The following is a 20,627-nucleotide window of genomic DNA, read 5'->3' on the forward strand; positions in this document are numbered from 1 at the left end:
CCTTGGCCTACACCTGCCGCAAATTGCGCCCGCCCATACTGCGCTGATGTTGCCCCGTCCCAATCGCTTCCCACAATGGCTGCTTTGGGCGGCGTTGGCGGGTGGCGCGGCAGCCGCAACAGCCCAGCCCACAGCGGGTTCTGGTGTGGGGCCAAGCCCGCAACTGCCCGCACCCGAGAAGAGCTTTTTCGTGCCCACCGTCAATATCGCACCTGCACAGGGTTGGCCGCAGGGCGCCCAGCCGCAGGCCCCTGCGGGGTTCAGGGTCACGGCGCTGGCGCGTGGGCTGGACCATCCGCGCTGGGTCTACACCCTTCCCAATGGTGACGTGCTGGTCGCTGAAAGCAACAAGCCGCCGCCTGCAGAGGGTGCCAAAAACGTGCACTCCGACGGTCTGCGTGGCCTGGCCATGGGCCTGGTGATGAAGCGTGCCGGTGCCGGCACGCCCAGCGCCAACCGCATTACGCTGCTGCGCGATACGGACGGTGACGGCGTGGCAGACGTGCGCACCGTCTTCATGCAAAACCTGCTATCGCCCTTTGGCATGGCGTTGGTGGGCGCCCAGCTGTTCATTGCCACGGCCGACGGCGTGGTGAAGGTGCCTTACGAAACCGGGCAGACCTCCATCACCGTGGCCCCCGTCAGGGTCACCGATCTGCCCGCCGGGGCCAATCACCACTGGACCAAGAACATCATCGCCAGCCCCGATGGCCGCAGGCTGTACGCCACCGTGGGCTCCAACAGCAATGCGGGCGACAACGGCATGGCCGCCGAAGAGGGCCGCGCCGCCATCTGGGAGGTGGATGTAGAGACCGGCAGCAAGCGGCTGTTTGCCACCGGCCTGCGCAACCCCAACGGCCTGGGCTGGGAGCCACAGAGCAAGGTGCTCTGGACGGTGGTGAACGAACGCGACGAACTGGGCAACGAGCTGGTGCCCGACTACCTCACATCGGTGAAGGACGGCGCCTTTTACGGCTGGCCCTGGAGCTACTGGGGCCAGCATGTGGACACCCGTATCAACCCGCCCAACCCCGACATGGTGGCCAAGGCCATCGCCCCCGACTTTGGCCTGGGCTCACACGTTGCGCCCCTGGGCCTGGCGTTTTCTGATGTCCGCATGCCCGGCGCCTACGCCAGCGGTGCTTTCATCGGCCAGCACGGGTCCTGGAACCGCAAGGAGCTGACGGGCTACAACGTGGTGTTCGTGCCTTTTGCCGACGGGCGCCCCTCGGGGCCTCCCCAGCCGTTCCTGACCGGCTTCTTGAGCAAGGACGGCGACGCCTATGGCCGCCCCGTGGGCGTGGCTCTGGACGGCCAGGGCGCGCTGCTGGTGGCCGACGACGTGGGCAACGTGGTCTGGCGCGTGGTGCGGTCTGAATGACGTCTGCGTAGGTGCTCGGCGCTTCGTTGCGTTGGGTTCGCATGACCGCCACGGGGCCACAGCAGACTATCCTGCGGTTTGCTGGGCTTGGCCCCTGTGCCCGCCACGCGATGCTCCGTAAAACCCCGTTCTGAAACTCCGCAACCAGGAAGCGGCACCAATGTCTTTTGCAGCCACCCATTGGCCCCGTATGCCCCGCGCCGCCCGAGTTGCCCGCTTCCTGGCCAGTTGCGCTTGCGTGGTGGCGCACGCCCATGCCCATGCGCAAGATGGCCCGGCCGATCCCGCCCAGTCGCCGCCCACCACACCCACGCCCCCTACGCTCGAAACCCTGCAGGTCACGGGCAGCGCGCAGGCGCAGCGCCTGTTCGACAGTGCAGCCAGCCACAGCAGCGTGGCCGTGGATGCCTTCTCCGCCGCGACGCCGCTGGTGAACCTGTCGGAGCTGCTGGCCGGGCAGGCTGGCGTGGTGGCCACAGACCGTGGCAACTACGCGCAGGATCTGCAGATCGCAGTGCGTGGCTTTGGCGCCCGCGCCACCTTTGGTGTGCGGGGTGTGCGCATTCTGGTGGACGGCATCCCCGCCACCATGCCCGACGGCCAGGGCCAGGCTGCCACCGCGCACCTGCCTTCGGCCCGCCAGATTGAAGTGCTGCGCGGTCCGCTCGCGCAGCTGTATGGCAACGCGGCAGGGGGCGTGGTGCAGGTCACCACCCGCGATCCCCGGCCCGGCGGTGGCGCCCAGGCGGGGGTGGCGGTGGGCTCGTTCGGCCAGCGGCTGGTGGACGCATCGATGGACTTTGGCGACCAGCGCCTGGGCGGGCTGCTGGGCGTGTCGCACTTCGAAACGGAGGGCTGGCGCGGCCACAGCGCCGCGCGGCGCACGCACCTCAACGCCAAGCTGCAGGCCCAGCCCGACAGCCGCACGCGCATCACAGCCCTGGTCAACCTGTACGACCAACCCCTGGCGCTGGACCCGCTGGGCCTCACACGCGCGCAGCTGGAGGGCGACGCGCGCCAGGCCAGCGCCCTGGCCACCAGCTTCCACACCCGCAAGTCGGTGGGCCAGAACCAGCTGGGCCTGGTGCTGGAGCGCCAGCTCAGTGACACCGACAGCGTGCGGCTGCGCGCCTATGGCGGTGGGCGCCAGCTCACGCAGTACCTGTCGTTCAGCGGTGCGGCGGCCAACAGCGCAGGCGGGGTGGTGGACCTGGACCGCAGCTACCACGGCGCGGCCGCCACCTGGACGCGGGCCGTGCGCCTGCCCTCGGGCCTGCCGCTGACGTGGACGGTGGGGGCAGAGGCGAATCGCCTGTCTGAACACCGCCAGGGGTTTGTGAACAACGCGGGCACCAGCGGCGCGCTGCGGCGCGACGAGCAAGACAGTGCCGCCAACACCGATGTGTATGCCCAGGTCGACGCTTGGCTCTCGCCCCGCTGGCGCGCCATCGCAGGGCTGCGGGCCAGCCGGGTGCGCGTGCAGGTGGATGACCGCTACATCACCCCCGCCAACCCCGACGACAGTGGCTCGCGCAGCTGGCGCCACACCAGCCCCGCGTTGGGTCTGGTGTGGGCCGCCACCGACCAGCTCAACCTGTACGCCAACGCAGGCCAGGGCTTTGAAACCCCCACGCTGGCCGAGATGGCCTACAGCACCGGCAACACCGGCCCCAATTTCGGACTGGCTGCCGCCCGCAGCCGCCAGTGGGAGGTGGGCGCCAAGTGGCAAGGCACCCACCAGCAGCTGGAGCTGGCATGGTTCGACACCCGCAGCCAGGGCGAGATCGTGCCCGTGGCCACGGTCAACGGCCGCTCGGTGTTCCAGAACGTGGACAACGTGCGGCGCCGGGGGCTTGAAGTGGGTTGGCGTGCACAGTGGGGCACCTGGGCCCCGCGCGCCAGCTACACCTACCTGGATGCCCACTTTGGCAGCGCCTACGCCGGGGCAGGGGGCGCCAACGTCGCCGCAGGCAACCAGTTGCCGGGCACAGCGCGGCACGCTGCGCAACTTGCCATCGACTACGCGCCCACCACGCGCTGGCAACTGGGTGCCACGGCGAACGTGTCGGCCCCCGTGTTTGCCAACGATGTCAACAGCGAGCGGGCAGCCGGCTTTGCCGTGCTCGGCGTGCACGCGGCCTATGGCTGGGGCGGCCGCGAAGCGGGCGCGGCGCGCTGGCAGCTCTGGGCCCGGCTCGACAACGTGTTCAACCGCTACCACACGGCCACGCTCATCGTGAACGACGCCAACGGCCGCTACTTCGAGCCCGCCGCTGGCAGACGCCTGATGGTGGGTCTGCGCGCGCAGTTCATGTAGTCGAGGCGGTCTGGCCCGCCGCACCTGCCAACAGCATGGACGGGCCTGCGCGCGGCAGAGCTGCAACTAGGGCCTAACGTTCCGCCATCGGCACAAACACCACCGACCGCTCGGCGCACTCCGCCTCCCCGGGCGGCTGCCACAGGTCGCTGGCCAGCTCAAAGATGTGCGGGGGCACCACCATCGAGAACGTCTCTCCCTGCTCGGCATTGCGCCGCAACACGCGCTCGCGGCGCACCTCGCGCGGTGCGTCGAGCACGCACACCACCATGGCGTCGGCCCACGGCCCCATGCGCGCATAGAAGGCGTCGCGCTGGTGCTGCTGGATCAGGCCCACCTCCAGCACCACATCGCCGCCGGCGGCCAGCACGGCTTCGGCGGTTTTCCAGATCTGCTCCAGGCAGCGCAGGGTGCGGGGGATGTACCAGGCCATCACGTCCCCGGTATCGGGCCGGTCGGGCGAAAACAGCGTGGACATCCAGTCGTCCAGGTTGAGCGGCACGGCGCGGTGCTGCTGCACCAGTTGGCGAACCAAGGTGGACTTGCCGGCACCCACCGGGCCGATGACCAGGTGAATGCGGGGGGCGGTGCCGGCCATGGTGGAAGGGGCGGCGTGGGTCGAAGCGGTGTGCATGAAAAAAGGCTCCAGAAATGCAAAAAGCCCTCTCTGCAAGCAGGGAGAGCTTTCCATAGGGCGGACGAAAAAAAGCCCTCAACGGTGGTGGAGGGCTTTGCGGTTCGCTCCGATCCCAAGGACCAGATGCGAGGTTGGCAGTGTAGGTGGCAGGCGCTGGCTGCGTCAACCCACGGGCCATGTGGGTGCGACGAATCCCAGCCTGCCCTCAAGGCGCTCTGGCTGACACGATGTGCCGCTGAAAGAACGCCAGCACCTGGGCATTGAAAACCTGGTGAAAAGCCACCCGGTCAAACCCCGCTGCATCGCGGCAGATTGCTGGCATCGCTTCCACCAGTGCTGGCGGGCAGGGCGCGAGAAAGGCGAAGTGCCCCGCGTTGGCTGCCACGTGCCAGTCCGGCGCGCTGGGCAGGCCCTGGCGCACCGTCTCCACACTCTGGGGCGTCACGCCATCGCCACCCAACGCCGAGGCCCACAGCTGGACCGGGATGCCGACCTGCCCCAGCCCCTTGGCATCAAACACGCTCAAGGGGTCGACGATGACGGCCGCCCGAATGCGTGCGTCCCGCGCGGGCGGGGCGGGCAGTTCTTTGCGACGGATCTCGCCGCACAGGGGCCGCGACGACTCGGGCGGGCACAGGTCCTGCCGCAGCGTCCAGTCCGGCACGGCGCCGATGGTGACAAGGCCCGTGTAGCCGCCGCGCGAAAAGCCGAACAGGCCGACCTTGCTGGCGTCCAGCTGGGCATGGCGGTGCCACGCGCCCAGCATGTAGTCCGTCAGCCGCTTCATGTCCACGGGCCGCGTGGCAAAGGCCGACAGGTGGCCCTGGCGGCTCAGGTCCTGAAAGTTGTCGCCCGGGTGGCTGATGGCGGCCACCACATAGCCCGCATCGGCCAGCGTGGCCGCCGTGTCGTGGTGCCCCAGGGCCGAGCCACCCGTGCCGTGCGACATGACGATCAACGGCAGGCCTTGGCCGGTGAGGGGGCAGTCCCGCGTGCCTTGCAGCACCAGGGGCGACAGGTCGATGCGGCCCGGCGGCGCGCTGCAGGGCGACCACACGGCGCCGCGCAGCGCGGGCCCGTCCTTGTCTGCAGGCACCTCGATAAAGGCAAAGCCCGCAGCGTGGGCCAGGGTGGTGGCGCCGCAGAGCGCTGCGGGCAAAAGGGAACGAAAGAGCCAGCGAAAACGGGTCATAGGGATGGGGTGGGGCGGATGGGAATCAGCAGATCGGTGCGCAGGTCCGCCTGCGCGGCGTTGCGGGGGGAGTTGAGGTAGTGCTCCAGCGTGGCGCGGTCGTCCGGTTCGTAGCCGCTGGCCGGGAGCCAGCGTGTGTGGATGGCCGCCAGTGCCGCGTTGATGCGCGTGTAGGGGCCGGTGAGCGTGTGGCGTGCATACAGGCCTGCCGGGATGTCCAGCCGTTCCAGCCCGTCATCTGCCGCCGGGAGCGGCTCTGGCAGCACCACCGCCGCGTAGTAGCGAAAGCCGCCGCCCGTGTCCTGCGGGTCTCCGCACGATGCGCCCAGCCGGTGGGTTGCACGCTGGCCGCACTGCAGGTACAGCCGCCGCTGCGTGTGGGGGATGGTGGATGGCGGCCCCTGGTGGCGCAGCGCATGCAGGCGCTGTGCTGGGCGCTCGACGATCTGCACGGCCAGCGTGTGCTCAGTCCTTCCATCCGCGTGTCCGGCGCCTGGATCGAGGATGAGGCGGTGCATGTCCCGCTGGAACGCCCGTGGCGATTGCCCGGTGAACTGGCTGAATGCGCGGGTGAAGGCCTGCGGGCTGTCGTACCCCACCTCCAGCGCCACCTGGGTGATGCTCTGCCGGCCTTGTTCCAGCAGCCGCGTGGCCAAGGCCAGGCGCACGCGGCGCACCGTGGCGGCCACGGTTTCGCCCGCAATGCTGCTGTAGACGCGGTGAAAGTGAAAAGGGGAAAAGTGGGCAATGGCGGCCAGATCCTCCAGCCGATGCGCTGCCAGCGGGTGCGCCACGATGTGGGCGATCACGCGGGCCACGCGGTCGCGGTAGTGCTGATCGGCGCTCTGGTCCAGGCTCATGGCCGCAGAGTGTGCCGCAGCTTGCGCGCCGGTACTTAGCCGATCTTGCTACTTTGTGGCCTGGTGCCGCAGCTAGTCACTGCCCAAACACCATCGCCTGGTGCGCCCCCACGCCCGCCAGCACCCCTTCGGCAGACGCCAGCGTGGCGTTGTGCCGCATCAGCGTGGCGTCGCCTGCGGCATACACGCCCGGCACCGTGGTCATCTTGTTGGCATCGGTGCGGATGCACGGGCCCATGGGGCCCTCATCCAGCGCGCAGCCCAATTGTTCTGCCAGCGGGCTGGCGGGGCTTGTCGTGGCGGCCACGTACAAAGCGTCCAGCGGCACCAGGCGGCCATCGGCGCCGCCATTGGCCACCAGGCGCACGCCGCTCAACGCCCGGTCAGGCCCCTCCAGCGCGGCAATGCGCGCAGGCTCCACGGCAATGCCCAGCGCCAACAGCCGCGTGCGCTCGCTGTCCTCCAGCGTGGTTTCGCCATTCAGGAAGAGGGTGGTCGGGCCCCAGTCCGAAATCAGCTGCGCGTGCATGCCCGACTGCGGCGAGTGGTACAGCACGCCCAGCCGCTGGCCCGCAAACTCATAGCCGTGGCAATACGGACAGTGCAAAACGGACGCACCCCAGCGCTCGCGCAGGCCTGCAATGTCGGGCAGGCCATCCTTCACGCCAAAGGCCAGCACCAGCTTGCGGGTGGTCAATGGGGTCAGTGCACCCGCGCCGTCGTCCAGCACCACGTCAAAACCAGACGCTGTTAACGCACCAGCGTCTGGCTGCGCCGTGGCCGACACCACCGTGCCCTGGCGCAGCGTGACCGTGGGGTAGGCCAGCAGCTTGCGGCGCGCCTGCTCGATCATCGCCAGCGGCGGTTCGCCGTCTTGCCCAAAGAACCCGTGCGACGCGGCGGCAAACCGGTTGCGCGGCTGGCCTGCGTCCACCACGCACACGCGCCGCCGCGCCCGCGCCAGTTGCATCGCGGCCGACAGGCCCGCAAAGCTGCCACCAATCACGATGGCGTCGTGGTCATAAGTGTTCATGTGAAAAGTCCTTGTGCGCGTGGCCCCTGGCCACCATGCGTTCATGAAACTGGGCAGACAACTGCGCCAGCGTGACCTCGCCCAGCCGCGTGAGCAGCACCTGCTCCGCCGCCTCAAAGGCATCTGAGAGGGCTTCATTCACCGCCTGCTCGACCGCGCAGCCCGGGCTCTCCACCCTGTTGCCCACCGCCAGCAGCGTGGGCGCGCCCAGTGCTTCATGGATGTCGCGCAGCGTGATGTCGGTGAGCGGGCACGACAGCACCCACCCGCCGCCGTGCCCCTTGGCCGACGAAACAAAACCCGCATACCGCAGCCCCGCCATCAGGCGGCGGACCACCACAGGATTGGTCTGCATGGCCTGCGCCAGCGACTCGGACGTGGCGGGGCCGTCCATCTCTGCCATGTGCAGCAGCGCGTGGAGGACATTGGAGAGGCGGCTATCTCGTTTCATGCAACATTAAAAGTTGCGTGATGTTAGCATGGGTCCATAAGCAGCGCAGCGCAACTCACAGTTCACTATTGAATTGATAGCTGCTTGCGCTTTCTAGACAAGCGGTAGAGGCCAATTTGTTTTGATTTTTGCCCCATGTCGCACACCCCCGCCCGTTCGGGTTGAGCCTGTCGAAACCCTGCGCCAGCCCGGCCAACCCTCGGCTCAACCTCCACCGCAAAACGCCGCACCCACCGCACACCACACCATGACGCACCCCACCACCACGTCCCCCTTCACCGACCCCGTCGCCGTCGCCCGCTACGCCGACGGCCCGCGCCGCAACGTGCCCGGCTACGACAGCCTGCTGCCCATGGTCCGCATCCTGCTGGCCGAGCGCGTGCCCGCCAACGGCCGCGTGCTGGTGGTGGGCGCAGGCGGCGGGCTGGAGCTGGAGGACATGGCGCGGGCGCACCCCGGCTGGCGGTTCGACGGCGTGGACCCGAGCCAGCCCATGCTGGACCTGGCCGCGCAGCGGCTGCAGAGCGCGGGCGTGCCCGGCGACCGCGTGGCGCTGCACCACGACTACGTGCAGAGCGCACCGGCCGGGCCGTTCGACGGCGCGACGTGTTTGCTGACTTTTCACTTTGTGCCACGCGAGGAGCGTGCGGCCATGGCGGCGGAGATCCGGCGGCGGCTGAAGCCCGGCGCGCCGTTCGTCGCGGTGCATCTGAGCGTGGCAGACGGAGGTGCTGGCGGCGAAGGCGGGGCAGGGGAGCGCGACCTGTGGCTGGCGCGCTATTCGGCATTTCAGGTGGCGTCCGGCATGGCGCCGGAGATGGCTGAGAGGGGGCGGGCCAAGGTGGCTGCGGAGCTGGCGGTGCTGACGCCGCAGGAGGACGAGGCAATTCTTCTGGAGGCTGGGTTTGGCGATGTGCAGATGTTTTACATGGGGTTCGCGTTCAGGGGCTGGGTGGCAACGGCCTGCTAGCGAGCAACGAAAGCGGGCCAGCTCATTGGACCCGCATGCCCGCACCTTGCTCACCCCCAGGGTGCCTTGCAGCTGGGGTCAGCAGCCCCCGGCCAGCCAGCCGGTGGTGCACAAAAGCCCCTCAACGCACAGGCGCCAGCGCCCACCGGTCCTTCGACGCCTTCACCAGAAAATCAATCACCGCCTTCACCCTGGCCGCATTGCGCCGGTCCGGTGACGACACCGCGTACAGCGTGTGCACGGTGCGCGACGCAAAAGGCGCCAGCACCTCCACCAACCGGCCTTGCGCCACATCCGCCGCCGCGAGCGGGCTGGACAGCATGCCGATCCCCGCGCCGCTTACCAGCGCATGGTGCACCAGGGCCGAACTGCTGGCGGCCAGGCGCGAGCGCACGGTCACCTCCAGCGGCTTGCCTTGTGCAGCGCGAAAGGCCCAGGTCACCGCCGGCCCCTGCGCGGTGTGCGTGACGGTGTGGTGCTGCTGCAGTTCGCTGGGGTCGGCGGGCGTGCCGTGTTGGCGCAGATACTCCGGGGCCGCATACAGGCGCCGCTCGAACCGGCCCAGCGCACGCGCCACCACCAGATCGCTGTGGCCCACGGTGGTGCGCAGCGCCACGTCGATGCCCTCCGTCACCAGGTCGGCCACGCGGTCATCGGCCAGCAGCTCCACCCGCAGCGCGGGGTAGCGCGCCTGCAGGTCCGCCAGGTGGGGCAGCACCAGCGCTTCGCAGATCTCCTGGCTGGAGGCCAGGCGCAAGCTGCCCGCCACGCGGCTGCGCTGGTCGGACAGCGAAGCACCGATGTCCTCCAGCTGCGCCAGCAAGGCACGCGCTTCCTGTGCCAGCTCCGCGCCCTCGGGCGTGGCCGACAGGCCGTGTGTGGACCGGCGCAGCAAGCGCACGCCGTAGCCGGCCTCCAGCCGGTCCACGCCGCGCGCCACCACCGACACCGCCACATCCATTTCGCGCGCCGCCGCAGAAAACGAGCGCAGGTCGAGCGACCGCACCAGCCACCGCAGGTCGGCCGGGTCAGGGAGGAAGGAGCGGGGTTCTTTTTTCATCGTGCGCGCCTTTGCGTGCGGAGCAAAAGCCATTATCGCCACGGGCGGTTTCCGTGGCGGGGCGCAATTTCTACAGTGAAGGCTCGTTCAACCCCATAAGTTTTTACAGGAGCCCTCCATGCCCATCCTCAACGTCAAAGTGTCTGCCCAACGCACGCCCGAGCTGTCGGCCCGCATTGCAGAAACCCTGCTGGACCTGACCACCCGCGTGCTCGGCAAGCGGCGCGACCTCACGGCCGTGGTCATCACCTTTGTGGACCCGGCCGACTGGTACGTCGCCGGCCGTTCGCTGGCCGACCTGAAACAGTCGAGCTTCTACTTCGACGTCAAGGTGGTGGACGAGACCAACACCAAGGCAGAAAAGGCGCGCTACATCGCCGAGGCGTTCGCAGCCTTCGAGGGCCTGCTGGGTGCACTGCACCCCGAAAGCTATGTCTACGTGCAGGACGTGCGCGCCACCGCCTACGGCTTTGGCGGCCGCACGCAGGAATACCGCCACCAGCACCCCGAGCAATAAGCAACCAAGCAATCAAGCAATCCACCAACCAACAACTACCCAGGAGCACCGACATGACGATGACGACAACGAACAACCACCTTGCCGATGTGATCGTGGCCCAGACGCTGGAGCGTGCGGGCCTGGCGGACTGGATTCCGGAAGGCGAAGGCAAGTGGTCCCTGCCCATCCAGTTCCTGCCCGACGATGCCGGTTGGGTGGAACTGATGCGCCTGTCGCCCGGCACGCGGCTGGGCCTGCACCGGCACACCGGCGAAGTGCACGCCCTCACGCTGGCAGGCGAGCGCCGCCTGAACGACGGCCGCGTGGTGCGGCCGGGCGACTACATCCACGAGCCCGCTGGCAATGTGGACTGGTGGGAGGCGACGGGTACGGAAACGCTGCTGGTGCATGTGGTGGTGAAGGGCAGCGTGGAGTACCTGGGGCCGCATCACACGGTGCTGCAGCGGATTACCACGGTTGATCGGCGGGCGGACTATCGCCGGTGGTGCGAAGCGGTGGGGGTGGTGCCGCGTGAACTACGGTAGGGGTCCGACTGGGGGTGGCACGCTATGCAGCGCAGGCAAGCACATGTCCCGCAGAAATTTGAGTGAAAACAGGCTCTAGTGCTTATTGGTAAAGCGCTGATAGCTATTAAAAAAGATCAAATCTTCCAGCCCCGCCGTTGCGTGTTGGTGGTGGTTGTGGTGCACCTGAGCGTGGCGGATGGAACGCGCTGGCGGCGAAGGCGGAGCAAGGGAGTGCCACGTTTAGCTGTCGCGCTACTCGGCATTCCAGGTGGCGTCTGCCATGGCGCCGGAGATATCTGACAGGGGCGGCTGCGGAGCTGGAGGGCTGACGCCGGAGGTTGATTGAGCGATTCAGCGCGAAGCAAGGGTCAGCCACGTGCTGGTGTTATGAGGTTGGGTTTGCGTTTAGAGGGTGGGCAGCGTGCGCGTAGTCACGACGAAGATGCGCGCTTGCCAAGATGCGATTCGTTCACAGCAGTGCTGTCGTTATTCTTTAAAATCTGTGTGCTTCCGCTGGATGAATAGTTGAAAACCTCAGGTGATATATTTCGTATATGAATTTCTGCACTGATTTTCCGCAGTGCTGACGAATTTTAAGTAATATGTGTTATTGTCTTTTGAGTGTGTGATGTTTTTGAATGTGGCTCGAAGCTTATTTTTTAAATTTATGGGAGGTTGAATGGAGAATTTTGAGAAAATTGCGATTGGTTTGGTGCTTTTTGTTGTTACCTCGATTGTTGCATATTTGTTTAGAATGCGTCAGCTGTACGTTGTGGTGCCGAAATTATTTCGGCATGCTCAAATATCTCAGAATGGTTCTCTCTGTGAACTTCTTGTTTACAACAAGGGTAATCAAGTGGAGGAGGATATACAGGTCAGCCTTGATTCTGAACTGAAGGGTGAGTTATTGGCTTCGAGCTCAAGTGGGATTTCTTTTGATGGATCAACGTTGAAAATCGAAAGACTCCATAAAGGAATGGAGGCCTCAGTAGTTTTATTGATTGAGAAAGGCTTGCTTGATTCTGCAAAAATTACATCTGTGTCTTCCAAGGGTGCGAAGGGACGCGTTGTCAAAAAAAACTCTGATATGCCGCCGAACTATGCGCGAGCATTTTTGTTCCTTGTTTTTTATGTTGCGCTAATTCCTGTTGTTCTTTATGGTGATAAAGCTTATTATCGTGTTAAATCGGCGTACGTTGAATCTCAATTGGTGAGTTCGTATAAGATTGGATGGAGTAATCTTGGTCGCTACTACGATTCGGATTTGCGAAAAAGTTATAGTAACCAGGAGTTTCCGATAAAAGCCATTCGTGGCGGCGAAAAAAACGACGCTAGCAATATACTGGAGTTCGAGATTTATAACAAAACCGCTTTGCCGATGGACGTCTCTGTAAACCGAAGAATGGCGACACCCGGCGATATTTCAAATTTCGCTAGTGTGGTGGTTCCTCCAATGGCCAAGGCCCCACTTGCGGTAAGGAAGCCAGATTTGACTGCTGATCCCGGCTCTCAGGAGCTAAGGTTTAATATCAGGTTTGGGGAGGAGTTTGTACATAGCCTTATATACGTGATTGGCGCGAAGTGATTAATATATGTCGGGATGGTTAATTGTTAATATCTGGTTTGGCTTAATCGTCACTGACATTTAAGGTTGTACTTGGGTGTCCAATAGTTGAGATGTTTGGCTGGTTTTAGGTCAAAGTTAAGTCTTGCCCGGCCAAAGTAGACCGCATAGCATCCCTGTCAAGCACCCACCCTCATGAGGTGCTGCACAAGAACATGACAGGAGACAAGCCTTGCCATCCACCCGCTGGAGTCACTGCGGCGCCGAAGACCTGAGCGTCTTGCAGACCATCTTCTGGTCCGCCGGCGCGTCGCGCAATGCGCTGGCGCAGCGCCTGGCCTATTCCAAGAGCAAGGCCAACGCCATGGTCGCGGCGCTGCTGGACGAGGGCCTGCTCGACGAGGTGGGCTTGCAGGAATCCTCCGGCGGCCGGCGGGCCGAAACCCTGCGTTTGAGCGAAACCCTGGGTGTGGTGATCGGCGCCGACCTGGGCGCGACCAGCATGCAGGTGGCCATCATGCGGCCCGACATGACGGTGCTGGAGCGGCACCGTGAGCCCATCGATGTGCGCCAGGGGCCGGGCGTGATCCTGGCGCGGCTGCGTGGGCTGATGCGGGAGCTGATGGCGCGCTGCGGGCTGGCGGCGTCGCAGGTCATCGCCATCGGCATGGGCCTGCCGGGGCCGGTTGATTTTGAAAGCGGGCAACTCGTCAACCCGCCGCTGATGCCCGACTGGGACGGTTTTTCCATCCGCGACTACCTGCGCGAGGCGTTTGCCGCGCCGGTGTTTGTGGACAACGATGTGAACCTGATGGCGCTGGGCGAGCTGTGGCGGCTGCAGCGCAATCTGCCCAACTTCTTGGTGATCAAGGTGGGCACGGGCATTGGCTGCGGCATCGTCTGCCACGGGCAGGTGTACCGGGGCGCCAATGGGTCGGCCGGTGATGTGGGCCACATCTGCGTGGACCAAAGCGGGCCGCGCTGCCACTGCGGCAACCAGGGCTGTGTAGAGGCGATGGCCGCCGCACCCGCCATGGCGCGCATGGCGATGGAGGCCGTGGAGCGCGGCGAGAGCGCGATGCTGGCCGAGCGCCTGCAGGCCACCGGCACGCTGACCACCGAGGACGTGGCCCAGGCCAGCCGGGCGGGCGATGTGGCGGCCAACGCGATCATCCAGCGCGCGGGCAGCCTGGTGGGCCAGATGCTGGCGTCCATCGTGAACTTCTTCAACCCGTCGCATGTGTTCATTGCGGGGCGGGTGACGGACATGGGGCCGCTGTTCCTCGCGTCGGTGCGGCAGAGCGTGTACCACCGGTCGCTGGCGCTGTCCACGCGGCACCTCGAAATTCAATACGCGCCGCTGGCCGACGATGCGGGCGTGGTGGGCGCAGGCGTGCTGGCCATGCAGGAAAGTTTGGTGCGGTCTTCTTCACGCCCGACCGCAGCGGTTGGCGTTGCAACGGCAGGAGCGATGCGATGAGTGTTGCTGTTGAGTTTCGCAATGTGACCAAAGAGTTTGGCCCGGTGCGCGTGCTGCACGGGGTGGGCTTTGCGCTGCAGCCGGGCCGGGTGTACGGCCTGCTAGGCGAGAACGGCGCGGGCAAGTCCACGCTGATGAAGATTCTGGCGGGGTATGAGAGCCCCACCACCGGCGAGGTGGTGGTGGACGGCGCGGTGCGCGCCCCGGGCGGCGGCTCGCGCGCGGCCGAGGCGCAGGGCATCGTGCTCATCCACCAGGAGTTCAACCTGGCGGACGACCTGACGATTGCGCAGAACATCTTTCTGGGCCATGAGATCAAGAAGGGCCCCTTCCTGGACGACAAGGCGATGCGCGAGAAGACGCGCGCTGCCTTGGCACAGGTGGGTTTGCCGCTGGACCCGGACACGCGGGTGCGCAAGCTCATCGTGGCTGAAAAGCAGCTGGTGGAGATTGCCCGTGCGCTGGCCCGCAATGCGCGCCTGCTCATCATGGACGAGCCCACCGCCACGCTGACCCCCGGCGAGACGGAGCGCCTGTTTGCGCTGATGGCCGGGCTCAAGGCCGCGGGTGTGACCATCATCTACATATCGCACAAGCTCGACGAAGTGGAGCGCACCACCGATGAGGTGGTGGTGATGCGCGACGGCCTGCTGGTGGCGCGCGAGGCCACGGCCAGCGTGACGCGGCGGCAGATGGCCAACCTGATGGTGGGCCGCGAGCTGGCGGATTTGTTCCCGCCCAAGCTGCCTGCACCGGCGGGTGAGCCCATCATCAAAGTGCGCGGCCTCACCGTGCCTGGCTGGGCGCAGGACGTGAGTTTTGAAGTGCGGCGCGGCGAGATTCTGGGCTTTGCCGGGCTGGTGGGCGCCGGGCGCACCGAGCTGTTTGAAGGGCTGCTGGGCCTGCGCCCGCGCTCTGCAGGCACGGCGGAACTTGCGGGCAAGCCAGTGCAATTCAAAAGCCCGCGCGATGCGGCGCGCCATGGCCTCACCTATCTGAGCGAAGACCGCAAGGGCAAGGGCTTGCACGTGCACTTCAGCCTGCGGCCCAACCTGACGCTGATGGCGCTGGAGCGCTATGCCAAGCCCTGGCTCGACCCGGCGGCCGAGCAGGCCGCGCTGCGCGATGCGGTGCAGGAGTTCGGCATCCGCACCGGCTCGCTCGATGTGCGCGCCTCATCGCTGTCGGGCGGCAACCAGCAAAAGCTGGCGCTGGCCAAGGTGCTGCACCCCGGCCCCAGCGTGGTGGTGCTGGACGAGCCCACGCGCGGCGTGGACGTGGGCGCCAAGCGCGAGATCTATCACCTGGTGCAGCGCCTGGCAGAGCAGGGGCTGGCGGTGGTGGTGATTTCTTCCGAACTGATGGAGTTGATCGGCCTGTGCCACCGCGTGGCGGTGATGCGCGCCGGGCGGCTGCAGACCACGCTCCAAGAGCCAAATTTGACCGAAGAGGAGTTGATCGCACATGCCACAGGTACCCGCTGAAAACGCACCCACCGCAGCGGCTGCCGCAGCACCCGCTGTGCCCGGTGCAGGCCGCCACGGCGGCGCCACGGCTTGGTGGGGCAAGCTGCACGGCCTGGGCCCGGTCATCGGGCTGGTGCTGCTGTGCATTGCCGGCACGCTGCTCAACAGCAACTTTGCTACTTACGACAACGTGATGAACGTGCTCACGCGCACGGCCTTCATCGGCATCATCGCGGTGGGCATGTGCTTTGTGATCATCTCGGGCGGCATCGATTTGTCGGTGGGGTCGATGGCGGCGCTGATCGCGGGCTCGGTCATCTTGTTCATGAACGCCATGGCACCCGTGCTGGGCTCGCCCATGGCAGCCGTGGTGGCGGGCATGCTGCTGGCGGTGGTGCTCGGCGCGGTGTTCGGGCTGGTGCACGGCCTGCTCATCACCAAGGGGCGCATCGAGCCCTTCATCGTGACGCTGGGCACGCTAGGCATCTTCCGTGCGTACCTCACGTACTTTTCGAACGGCGGGGCCATCACGCTGGAGAACGATCTGTCGGACATCTACAGCCCGGTGTACTACGCCAACCTGCTGGGTGTGCCCATCCCTGTGTGGATCTTCTTGCTGGTGGCTGTCATCGGCGGCGTGATCCTGAATCGCACGGCCTACGGTCGCTATGTGCAGGCCATCGGCTCCAACGAGCAGGTGGCGCAGTACGCGGCGGTGGATGTGCACAAGATCAAGATCCTGACGTACATGCTGCTCGGGGTGTGCGTAGGCATCGCCACGCTGCTGTATGTGCCGCGCCTGGGCTCTGCATCGCCCACCACGGGGCTGCTGTGGGAGCTGGAGGCGATTGCCGCCGTCATCGTGGGCGGCACGGTGTTGAAGGGCGGGGCGGGCAGCATCACCGGCACGGTGGTGGGCGCGATCCTGCTCTCGGTCATCAGCAACATCCTCAACCTCACCAGCATCATCAGCGTGTACCTGAATGCGGCGGTGCAGGGGTTCGTGATTATTGCCGTGGCCTTCATGCAGCGCGGCAAGCGGTGATGGAGTGGCTGGAACAACTCTCCTGGCGTTGTTGCAGTGTCTTGCCGTGCTACTCGCACTGTCTGCGACACAGCGCCTAGCCAGGACCGCTTCGCTGAGTTTTCCAGTCACTCTTTGCGTGCATTTGTTTTTCGAGGTGTTCCCCAGCCGGCCAGCTTCCATGGCCATATTCCAAAGCAACAGGAGACAACGCATGAACAGCCAACTTTCTTTCACCCGCCGTCTGGCCCTCACGGCCGTGGGCGCCGCCGCCTTGGCATTGGCCGCCCCCGCCATGGCGCAGGCCAACAAAACGGTGGTGGGTGTGGCCATTCCGTCGGCCACGCACGGCTTCACCGGCGGCATCGTGTACTGGGCCAACCAGGCCAAGAAGGACCTGGAGAAGGCCCACCCCGGCCTGCAGGTCATCGTCAAGACGGCAGGCGGCGCGCCGGAGCAGGCCAACCAGCTGCAGGACCTGGTCACGGTGAACAAGATCAACGCATTGGTCATCTTCCCGTTCGAATCCGCAGCGCTGACCAAGCCTGTGGCCCAGGTCAAGGCCAAGGGCGTGTACGTGACGGTGGTGGACCGGGGCCTGACGGACACCAGCGCGCAGGACGCGTATGTGGCGGGTGACAACACGGCGTTTGGCAAGATTCCGGCCGAGTACATCGCCAAGGCGCTGGGCGGCAAGGGCAACGTGGTGGCCATGCGCGGCATTGCGACCACGCTGGACAACGAGCGCATGGACGCGTTCAACAGCGTGCTGAAGAACCACCCCGGCATCAAGCTGCTGGATGCCAAGTACGCCAACTGGAACCGCGACGACGCCTTCAAGGTGATGCAGGACTACCTGACGCGCTTTCCGCAGATCGACGCGGTGTGGGCGGCCGACGACGACATGGCCGTGGGTGTGCTCAAGGCCATCGAGCAGGCCAAGCGCAAGGACATCAAGCTGGTGTTCGGCGGCGCGGGTGCCAAGGGCATGATCAAGACGCTGGCCGACGGCAGCAACCCGCTGATCCAGGCCAATGTGTCGTACAGCCCCAAGTTCATTTACGACTCGATCAAGCTCACGGCCGAGGCGCGCATCAAGGGCGAGAAGCTGCCTGCGACGACGATCATCCCGTCGGTGCTGATCACCAAAGAGAACGCGAAGAGTTTCTACTTCCCAGACTCGCCATTCTGATGGTTTTTTTGAGTCCAATAAGCCTCTAGCGCTTATCCATCAAGCGCAAGCAGCTATTGAAAATATAGCTGCTTGCCGCTTCGCACCTGCAACCCCACGCCCCTTGGGAGCCGCCATGCCAAGACCCGTCACCCTTTTCACCGGCCAGTGGGCCGACCTGCCTTTGGCGCAACTCGCGCCCCTGGCCAAAAGCATGGGCTATGACGGCCTGGAGCTGGCCTGCTGGGGCGACCATTTCAACGTGCAGGAGGCGCTGTCGTCGCCCCAGTACGTCAAAGACAAGCACGCACTGCTGGCCCAGCACGGCCTGCAATGTTTTGCCATCGGCAACCACCTGGTGGGCCAGGCGGTGTGCGACCTGATCGACGAGCGCCACCGGTCCATCCTGCCGCCGCATGTGTGGGGCGATGGCGAGCCCGAGGGTGTGCGCCAGCGTGCGGCGGCCGAGCTGGCCGACACGGCGCGCGCCGCTGCCAAGTTTGGCGTGAAGACGGTGACGGGCTTCACCGGCTCGTCGGTGTGGCATTCGATCTATGCGTTTCCGCCCACCACGCAGGCGTATTGGGACAAGGGCTTTGCCGATTTTGCCCAGCGCTTCGGCCCCATCCTCGATGTGTTTGAAGCGCACGACATCAACTTCGCGCTGGAGGTGCACCCCACCGAGATCGCGTTCGACATCGCCTCGGCCGAGCGCGCAATTGCAGCGGTCGGCGGCCATAAGCGCTTCGGCTTCAACTTCGACCCGAGCCACCTGGCCTACCAGGGCGTGGACTACGTGAAGTTCATCCGCCAGTTTGCCGACCGCATCTACAACGCCCACATGAAGGACGTGTGGTGGGGCAAGGGCGATGGCACGGTGGGCACCTTTGGCGGGCACACCAGCTTTGGCGATGCGCGGCGGAACTGGGACTTTCGCAGCGTGGGGCGCGGGATGATCGATTTCGAATCCATCATCGTGGCGCTCAACGACATCGGCTACCAGGGCCCGCTCTCGGTGGAGTGGGAAGACAGCCGCATGGACCGCGTGCACGGCGCCACGGAGAGTGCGGCGTTCTGCAAGCGGCTGGATTTCAAGCCGGCAGCCGGCGCATTCGACGCCGTGTTTGCGCGCGATAGATGAAGTGCAACCCCCTGAGCGGCTGCGCCGCTTCCCCCTTCTCTCGCGCTGCGCGCGGGAAGGGGGACGCCGCCAGCGCTGCGGGGCGGCCCTTGCGCGGCGGCCCTGGCCTGGGGCGCGCCAGTTTCGTCAGTCCCGCGCAACGCAATGGATAACCACAACCAAGAAATAAGGCTCTCCATGTCTTCTGAACGCAAGCTCCGCTACGCCATGGTGGGCGGCGGCCATGGCGCCTTCATCGGTGCGGTGCACCGCAAGGCCATGGCGCTCGACGGCCAGTTCGAGCTGGTGGCTGGCGCGCTGTCATCCTCGCCCGAGCGGGCGCGCGCATCCGGCGCCGAGCTGGGTTTGCGCGCGGACCGCAACCACGGCAGCTGGCAGGACCTGCTGGCCGACGAACTGCGCCGCAGCCCGGGTGACCGCATCGACCTGGTGAGCATCGTGACCCCCAACCATGTGCACCACCCGGTGGCCCTGGCGTTTGTGCAGGCGGGCTTTCATGTGGTGTGCGACAAGCCGCTGGTGCACACCAGCGCCCAGGCCGATGAGCTGGTGGCCGCTGTGCGCCAGGCCGGCACCGTGTTCGGCGTGACCTACAACTACACCGGCTACCCGATGGTGCGCGAGGCCCGCCACCTGGTGCAGAGCGGCGCCCTGGGCACGCTGCGCAAGGTTACCGTGGAATACAACCAGGGCTGGCTGGCCACGGCGGTGGAGCAGGGCGGCGGCAACAAGCAGGCCGACTGGCGGCTGGACCCTGCGCGCAGCGGCGCGGTGGGCACCATGGGCGACATCGGATCACACGCCGAGAACCTGGCCGCCACCGTCACCGGGCTGCGGCCCGAGGCGCTGTGCGCCGACCTCACCACCTTCGGCGCAGGCCGCCAGCTGGACGACGATGCGCAGCTGCTGCTGCGCTATGCGGGCGGTGCACGCGGCGTCATCGTTGCGTCGCAGGTGGCGGCGGGGCTGGAGAACGATGTGCGCCTGCAGGTGTCCGGCACGCTGGGCACGCTGGTGTGGCGCCAGGAAGACCCCAACCACCTGGTGCATTCGCCGGTGGACGGGCCGCGCCGCATCCTCACGCGCGGCTCGCCGTGGCTCAGCGAATCGGCGCTGCGCGCGGGGCGCATTCCGGCGGGGCACCCGGAGGCTTTCATCGAAGCGTTTGCCAACGTCTACCTGGGCGTGGCGGCGGACATTCGGGCGCGTGCCGCAGGGCGCACCGCTACCGCGCTGGAGGCCGACTACCCGCGCGTGGAAGACGGGGCCGAGGGCGTGCGCTTTATCGAGAAGGTGGTGGAGTCTGCCGGCAGCGAGCGCAAGTGGACCGCATTGGCAAACGGCGCGGGCCCGAAAATTTGAATGAAATCAACTTGCAGCGCTTAGCTGGGAAGCGCTGGATGCTATCTATTTGTGAGCGTTTGCAGGCCCTCAGCGCACGCTAGTTAGTTGCCTGCCAGCTGAAATCGCTGGTCAAAGTTCATCTTGCCCAGCACACGCAGTGCCGCCGTGCGGGTGGCGTTGTCGACCTTGCTGATGTCCAGGCTGTAGCGCTTGGCGGTGGACACCACATCCACGCTTTTGGGGCCCCACTGCACGGCCACCAGCAGGGCGGGGCGCTGGCCCGCTTCGGCGCCCACCGACACACCACGCTGCTCGGGCCGCAGCATGAATTCGAGCCGGGGGGTGCGCACCAGTGTGAGGCGGTGGGCACCTTGCGGGCCGAGCGCGAACGAGACGACCCAGTCGTCTTCGTCTTCCACCGTCAGAAACGGGACATGCTGGGGAGCGGCCATGAATAAGGGGCTTTGGGGTTGCGGGCGGGCGGATGGGCCGCCGTGGTGCACAGCCCGT

19 protein-coding genes are annotated in these 20,627 nt (G+C 66.0%); 12 read left to right on the forward strand and 7 right to left on the reverse strand.

Annotated elements, in window-relative coordinates; translation table 11 throughout:
• Window positions 1–46: 46 nt before the first annotated feature.
• A complete protein-coding gene (locus ASE52_RS02930; protein ID WP_057223681.1) occupies window positions 47–1,381 on the forward strand; it encodes a sorbosone dehydrogenase family protein in 1,335 nt (444 codons plus the stop codon).
• A 160-nt stretch (window positions 1,382–1,541) separates the two neighbouring features.
• Window positions 1,542–3,698: a TonB-dependent receptor gene (locus tag ASE52_RS02935; protein ID WP_057223684.1), complete on the forward strand. Its 2,157-nt coding sequence runs from the start codon at window positions 1,542–1,544 to the stop codon at window positions 3,696–3,698.
• Window positions 3,699–3,771: 73 nt separating this feature from the next.
• Here ASE52_RS02935 and ASE52_RS02940 read toward each other — a convergent pair whose 3' ends face one another.
• From ASE52_RS02940 to ASE52_RS02960, 5 genes are all read right to left on the reverse strand, one after another.
• The gene (locus ASE52_RS02940) at window positions 3,772–4,332 is read right to left on the reverse strand and encodes an ATP-binding protein (RefSeq protein ID WP_057225131.1); all 561 of its coding nucleotides are present in this window, start codon (window positions 4,330–4,332) and stop codon (window positions 3,772–3,774) included.
• Between the two features lie 208 nt (window positions 4,333–4,540).
• Window positions 4,541–5,527: a dienelactone hydrolase gene (locus ASE52_RS02945; protein ID WP_057223685.1), complete on the reverse strand. Its 987-nt coding sequence runs from the start codon at window positions 5,525–5,527 to the stop codon at window positions 4,541–4,543.
• Window positions 5,524–6,387: an AraC family transcriptional regulator gene (locus ASE52_RS02950; RefSeq protein WP_057223688.1), complete on the reverse strand. Its 864-nt coding sequence runs from the start codon at window positions 6,385–6,387 to the stop codon at window positions 5,524–5,526. Before ASE52_RS02950 ends, ASE52_RS02945 begins: the two co-directional genes overlap by 4 nt.
• Window positions 6,388–6,463: 76 nt before the next feature.
• Window positions 6,464–7,420 (reverse strand): NAD(P)/FAD-dependent oxidoreductase, encoded by a 957-nt coding sequence (locus ASE52_RS02955; RefSeq protein ID WP_057223690.1) that lies wholly within the window; start codon window positions 7,418–7,420, stop codon window positions 6,464–6,466.
• Complete coding sequence (locus ASE52_RS02960) at window positions 7,407–7,871, reverse strand: Rrf2 family transcriptional regulator (RefSeq protein ID WP_057223692.1); 465 nt, start codon at window positions 7,869–7,871, stop codon at window positions 7,407–7,409. The genes ASE52_RS02955 and ASE52_RS02960 overlap by 14 nt, the downstream gene beginning before the upstream one ends.
• A gap of 247 nt (window positions 7,872–8,118) precedes the next feature.
• Here ASE52_RS02960 and ASE52_RS02965 point away from each other — a divergent pair, with 247 nt between their 5' ends.
• Window positions 8,119–8,841 carry a class I SAM-dependent methyltransferase gene (locus ASE52_RS02965; RefSeq protein ID WP_057223695.1) on the forward strand — a complete coding sequence of 241 codons (723 nt, stop codon included), beginning with the start codon at window positions 8,119–8,121 and terminating at the stop codon, window positions 8,839–8,841.
• Window positions 8,842–8,962: 121 nt separating this feature from the next.
• On the opposite strand, the gene ASE52_RS02970 is transcribed toward ASE52_RS02965, so the two are convergent.
• The gene (locus tag ASE52_RS02970) at window positions 8,963–9,901 is read right to left on the reverse strand and encodes a LysR family transcriptional regulator (protein WP_057225133.1); all 939 of its coding nucleotides are present in this window, start codon (window positions 9,899–9,901) and stop codon (window positions 8,963–8,965) included.
• 118 nt (window positions 9,902–10,019) lie between these two features.
• Between ASE52_RS02970 and ASE52_RS02975 the strand changes: the two genes are divergently transcribed.
• From ASE52_RS02975 to ASE52_RS03010, 9 genes are all read left to right on the forward strand, one after another.
• Window positions 10,020–10,418, forward strand: a complete 399-nt coding sequence (locus ASE52_RS02975) for a 4-oxalocrotonate tautomerase family protein (protein ID WP_056063965.1) — start codon at window positions 10,020–10,022, stop codon at window positions 10,416–10,418.
• 53 nt (window positions 10,419–10,471) lie between these two features.
• Window positions 10,472–10,945, forward strand: coding sequence for a cupin domain-containing protein (locus ASE52_RS02980; protein WP_057223697.1), 474 nt, complete (start codon window positions 10,472–10,474; stop codon window positions 10,943–10,945).
• 661 nt (window positions 10,946–11,606) lie between these two features.
• The gene (locus tag ASE52_RS25450) at window positions 11,607–12,512 is read left to right on the forward strand and encodes a hypothetical protein (protein ID WP_140426125.1); all 906 of its coding nucleotides are present in this window, start codon (window positions 11,607–11,609) and stop codon (window positions 12,510–12,512) included.
• A gap of 250 nt (window positions 12,513–12,762) precedes the next feature.
• Entirely contained in the window at window positions 12,763–13,971 is a 1,209-nt protein-coding gene (locus tag ASE52_RS02985; protein ID WP_057225135.1) for an ROK family transcriptional regulator, read from the forward strand.
• Window positions 13,968–15,455, forward strand: a complete 1,488-nt coding sequence (locus tag ASE52_RS02990) for a sugar ABC transporter ATP-binding protein (protein WP_057223699.1) — start codon at window positions 13,968–13,970, stop codon at window positions 15,453–15,455. The genes ASE52_RS02985 and ASE52_RS02990 overlap by 4 nt, the downstream gene beginning before the upstream one ends.
• Entirely contained in the window at window positions 15,436–16,482 is a 1,047-nt protein-coding gene (locus ASE52_RS02995) for an ABC transporter permease (protein ID WP_198928054.1), read from the forward strand. Before ASE52_RS02990 ends, ASE52_RS02995 begins: the two co-directional genes overlap by 20 nt.
• A 193-nt stretch (window positions 16,483–16,675) precedes the next feature.
• Entirely contained in the window at window positions 16,676–17,653 is a 978-nt protein-coding gene (locus tag ASE52_RS03000; protein WP_057223701.1) for a substrate-binding domain-containing protein, read from the forward strand.
• A gap of 115 nt (window positions 17,654–17,768) precedes the next feature.
• Window positions 17,769–18,773 carry a sugar phosphate isomerase/epimerase gene (locus ASE52_RS03005; RefSeq protein WP_057225140.1) on the forward strand — a complete coding sequence of 335 codons (1,005 nt, stop codon included), beginning with the start codon at window positions 17,769–17,771 and terminating at the stop codon, window positions 18,771–18,773.
• 177 nt (window positions 18,774–18,950) lie between these two features.
• Window positions 18,951–20,135 carry a Gfo/Idh/MocA family oxidoreductase gene (locus tag ASE52_RS03010; RefSeq protein WP_057223703.1) on the forward strand — a complete coding sequence of 395 codons (1,185 nt, stop codon included), beginning with the start codon at window positions 18,951–18,953 and terminating at the stop codon, window positions 20,133–20,135.
• An 83-nt stretch (window positions 20,136–20,218) separates the two neighbouring features.
• Here ASE52_RS03010 and ASE52_RS03015 read toward each other — a convergent pair whose 3' ends face one another.
• Window positions 20,219–20,569: a hypothetical protein gene (locus tag ASE52_RS03015; RefSeq protein ID WP_010461104.1), complete on the reverse strand. Its 351-nt coding sequence runs from the start codon at window positions 20,567–20,569 to the stop codon at window positions 20,219–20,221.
• Between the last annotated feature and the right edge of the window lie 58 nt (window positions 20,570–20,627).

Origin of the sequence: Acidovorax sp. Root275 (genome assembly GCF_001428965.1) — a bacterium.
Lineage (GTDB): Bacteria > Pseudomonadota > Gammaproteobacteria > Burkholderiales > Burkholderiaceae_C > Acidovorax > Acidovorax radicis.

Bases quoted from the DNA above. Each gene is read 5' to 3' on its own strand.
- ASE52_RS02930 (WP_057223681.1), top strand. From the start codon at position 47: ATGTTGCCCCGTCCCAATCGCTTCCCACAATGGCTGCTTTGGGCGGCG.
- ASE52_RS02935 (WP_057223684.1), top strand. From the start codon at position 1,542: ATGTCTTTTGCAGCCACCCATTGGCCCCGTATGCCCCGCGCCGCCCGA.
- ASE52_RS02940 (WP_057225131.1), bottom strand. From the start codon at position 4,332: ATGCACACCGCTTCGACCCACGCCGCCCCTTCCACCATGGCCGGCACC.
- ASE52_RS02945 (WP_057223685.1), bottom strand. From the start codon at position 5,527: ATGACCCGTTTTCGCTGGCTCTTTCGTTCCCTTTTGCCCGCAGCGCTC.
- ASE52_RS02950 (WP_057223688.1), bottom strand. From the start codon at position 6,387: ATGAGCCTGGACCAGAGCGCCGATCAGCACTACCGCGACCGCGTGGCC.
- ASE52_RS02955 (WP_057223690.1), bottom strand. From the start codon at position 7,420: ATGAACACTTATGACCACGACGCCATCGTGATTGGTGGCAGCTTTGCG.
- ASE52_RS02960 (WP_057223692.1), bottom strand. From the start codon at position 7,871: ATGAAACGAGATAGCCGCCTCTCCAATGTCCTCCACGCGCTGCTGCAC.
- ASE52_RS02965 (WP_057223695.1), top strand. From the start codon at position 8,119: ATGACGCACCCCACCACCACGTCCCCCTTCACCGACCCCGTCGCCGTC.
- ASE52_RS02970 (WP_057225133.1), bottom strand. From the start codon at position 9,901: ATGAAAAAAGAACCCCGCTCCTTCCTCCCTGACCCGGCCGACCTGCGG.
- ASE52_RS02975 (WP_056063965.1), top strand. From the start codon at position 10,020: ATGCCCATCCTCAACGTCAAAGTGTCTGCCCAACGCACGCCCGAGCTG.
- ASE52_RS02980 (WP_057223697.1), top strand. From the start codon at position 10,472: ATGACGATGACGACAACGAACAACCACCTTGCCGATGTGATCGTGGCC.
- ASE52_RS25450 (WP_140426125.1), top strand. From the start codon at position 11,607: ATGGAGAATTTTGAGAAAATTGCGATTGGTTTGGTGCTTTTTGTTGTT.
- ASE52_RS02990 (WP_057223699.1), top strand. From the start codon at position 13,968: ATGAGTGTTGCTGTTGAGTTTCGCAATGTGACCAAAGAGTTTGGCCCG.
- ASE52_RS02995 (WP_198928054.1), top strand. From the start codon at position 15,436: ATGCCACAGGTACCCGCTGAAAACGCACCCACCGCAGCGGCTGCCGCA.
- ASE52_RS03000 (WP_057223701.1), top strand. From the start codon at position 16,676: ATGAACAGCCAACTTTCTTTCACCCGCCGTCTGGCCCTCACGGCCGTG.
- ASE52_RS03005 (WP_057225140.1), top strand. From the start codon at position 17,769: ATGCCAAGACCCGTCACCCTTTTCACCGGCCAGTGGGCCGACCTGCCT.
- ASE52_RS03010 (WP_057223703.1), top strand. From the start codon at position 18,951: ATGTCTTCTGAACGCAAGCTCCGCTACGCCATGGTGGGCGGCGGCCAT.
- ASE52_RS03015 (WP_010461104.1), bottom strand. From the start codon at position 20,569: ATGGCCGCTCCCCAGCATGTCCCGTTTCTGACGGTGGAAGACGAAGAC.